Annotated in this window: 3 protein-coding genes; 1 reads left to right on the top strand and 2 read right to left on the bottom strand. The window is 68.5% G+C overall.

Going from position 1 to position 2,620, the window contains the following annotated elements:
* On the top strand, positions 1-1,799 hold a 1,799-nt coding region (locus AC1D15_RS26185; protein WP_477828290.1), incomplete at its 5' end, for a rhamnogalacturonan lyase.
* A gap of 40 nt (positions 1,800-1,839) precedes the next feature.
* Here AC1D15_RS26185 and AC1D15_RS26180 read toward each other — a convergent pair.
* Together AC1D15_RS26180 and AC1D15_RS26175 are read right to left on the bottom strand one after the other, a co-directional pair.
* On the bottom strand, positions 1,840-2,070 hold the full coding sequence (locus AC1D15_RS26180) for a hypothetical protein (protein ID WP_047503063.1): 231 nt from the start codon (positions 2,068-2,070) through the stop codon (positions 1,840-1,842).
* Positions 2,071-2,223: 153 nt separating this feature from the next.
* Positions 2,224-2,620, bottom strand: a 397-nt coding sequence (locus AC1D15_RS26175; RefSeq protein WP_489739964.1) for a lamin tail domain-containing protein, incomplete at its 5' end; no start/stop codon positions are given.

The raw sequence follows: 2,620 nt of genomic DNA, 5'->3' as shown, positions 1-2,620 counted from the left end.
CCACCGGCCCGGTCGCCGGCTCACGCCAGGTCGAGTTCCTTGACCGCGGCGTCGTGGCCGTCGCCACCGGCACCGGCGTCTTCGTCAGCTGGCGCATGCTGGGCACCGAGGCCGACAGCGTCACGTACAACCTGTACCGCAACGGCAGCAAGCTGAACGCGAGCCCGATCGCGAGCAGCACCAACTACGTCGATGCCGGCGGCAGCGCGAGCGCCAAGTACAGCGTGGCCGCGGTCGTCAACGGCGTCGAGCAGGCGCAGAGCAGCGCCACCGCGACGTGGCCGCAACAGTACCTGACCGTCAAGCTGCAACGCCCGGCCGGCGGCACCACGCCCGACGGCGTGGCCTACGACTACAGCCCGAACGACGTGAGCGTCGGCGATGTCGATGGTGACGGCGACTACGAACTGATCGTCAAGTGGGATCCGTCCAACTCGAAGGACAACTCGCAATCCGGCTACACCGGCAACGTGTTCGTCGATGCCTACAAGCTCGACGGCACGCGGCTGTGGCGCATCGACCTCGGCCGCAACATCCGCGCCGGTGCGCACTACACGCAGTTCATCGTCYACGACCTGGATGGCGACGGCCGTGCCGAGGTCGCGATGAAGACCGGCGACGGCACGATCGACGGCACCGGCGCGGTGATCGGCAGCGCCACCGCCGACCACCGCAACAGCACCGGCTACATCCTGAGCGGCCCCGAGTACCTGACCGTCTTCAACGGCCTGACCGGCAAGGCGATGGCGACCACCGCGTACGTGCCGGCACGCGGCACGGTGTCGAGCTGGGGCGACAGCTACGGCAACCGGGTCGACCGCTTCCTCGCCGGCGTGGCGTACCTCGACGGCCAGCGGCCGAGCCTGGTCATGAGCCGCGGCTACTACACCCGCGCGGTGATCGCGGCCTGGGACTGGCGCGACGGCAAGCTCGCCTCGCGCTGGACCTTCGACTCCAGCACCAGCGGCAACGCGGCGTACCGCGGGCAGGGCGCGCACAGCCTGGTGATCGCCGACGTGAACGGCGACGGCAAGGACGACATCGTGTTCGGCGCCGCCGCGATCGATTCCAGCGGCAAGGGCCTGTATTCCACCGGACTCGGCCATGGCGATGCGCTGCACGTGAGCGATTTCGACCCGGCGCGCCCCGGCAAGGAGGTGATGATGGTCCACGAGGAGCCGGGCAGCTACGGTGCGCACGGCGTGGAGATGCACGACGCGGCCACCGGCAGGATCCTGTGGAGCCTGCCGGGCGGCGGGGCCGACGTGGGCCGCGGCGTCGTGATGGATGTCGATCCGCGCTACCCGGGCGCCGAGAGCTGGGCCACGGTGGGCGGGCTGACCAGCGCGAAGGGCGAGTCGATCTCGGACCGCCGTCCGTCGCGTGTCAACTTCGGCGTGTACTGGGATGGCGACCTGCTGCGCGAGCTGCTCGACGGCACGACCATCGACAAGTGGAATCCGGCCACCGAGAAGATCGACCGGCTGCTGACCGCGTCGAACTACAACGCCGCGTCGAACAACACGACGAAGGCGACGCCGAACCTCTCGGCCGACCTGTTCGGCGACTGGCGCGAGGAGGTGATCTGGCGCAACGCCAACAACAGCGAGCTGATGATCTTCACGACGACGATCCCGACCACCGAACGGCTTCGCACGCTGATGCACGACACGCAGTACCGCTCGGCGATCGCGAACCAGAACTCGGCCTACAACCAACCGCCGAACACCAGCTTCTTCCTCGGAGCGGGGATGGGCAAGCCGGCGCAGCCGAAGGTGTATGTGCCGCAGGTGAAGTGAGGGTCACTGCGGTCACCGCAGATCCCTGCGGTCACTGACATCACTGCGTGGTGGCGGCCGACTCGTTGATTGCCGGGCCGGCGTAGATGCCGGCATCGCTCGCCGGTGCGGCGGGGGCGGTGTCGGCGACGAGGCCGCCCGATGCGGTGAAGGCGCCGGCATCGGGGGCGTTGGCGCCCAGCATCGGTGTCAGGCACAGCACGAGGGCGAGGACGCCGGATCCGGCGGCGATGGCGATGAAGCGGCGGGTGAGGTCGTTCGAGGTTTGCATGGTGGGCTCCCTGTTGATGAAGCCCGCAAGGATGCCCACGTCCGGTATCGCCGATGTTTCAGCGGTGTCGCAGTTGTTGCAGCACATCTGCCGTTACCGAGCCCTCGATTGCGGACTGCACTGCCACCCTCACGGCTCACATCACTGCCGACTTCACTGTGCAAGGTGGCTCCCGAGCCCGTCGAACGTGTCGATCGGGAACCCCACCCATTCACTGCTCAGGTCCCACGCCGCCGGTGCCGTGGCCGGCACGCTGCCGTGCACGATGCCCGGCTTGCGGCGTAGCGTGCGGTCGAGCGTCGTCAGCGTGCTGCTGGTCCACGCGGTGCCGGGATTGAAGCCGACCTGGCCGAACGAATCGACCACGGTGCCCGACTTCTCCAGTGTCACCGCGTCGTTGCCGTTGAAGTTGACGACGCCGACCTTCAGCGCGCCCGGCAGCGTGACGGTGGTCGTGAACGAGGCGTGGATCAGCACCAGCGTCTTGCCCGGCTCGAGCGTGCCGGTCAACGGCAGCGAGCTGGTCGGCGTGCTGCCGCCGTTCGCATAC

This window comes from Rhizobacter sp. P2_H2, from assembly GCF_056403375.1.
The sequence above is the reverse complement of the archived record's forward strand: the minus strand, read 5'-3'. Positions and strand labels throughout refer to the sequence as shown.

Excerpts from the sequence above, each read along its gene's own strand:
- AC1D15_RS26180 (WP_047503063.1), bottom strand. The coding sequence starts at position 2,070 with ATGCAAACCTCGAACGACCTCACCCGCCGCTTCATCGCCATCGCCGCC.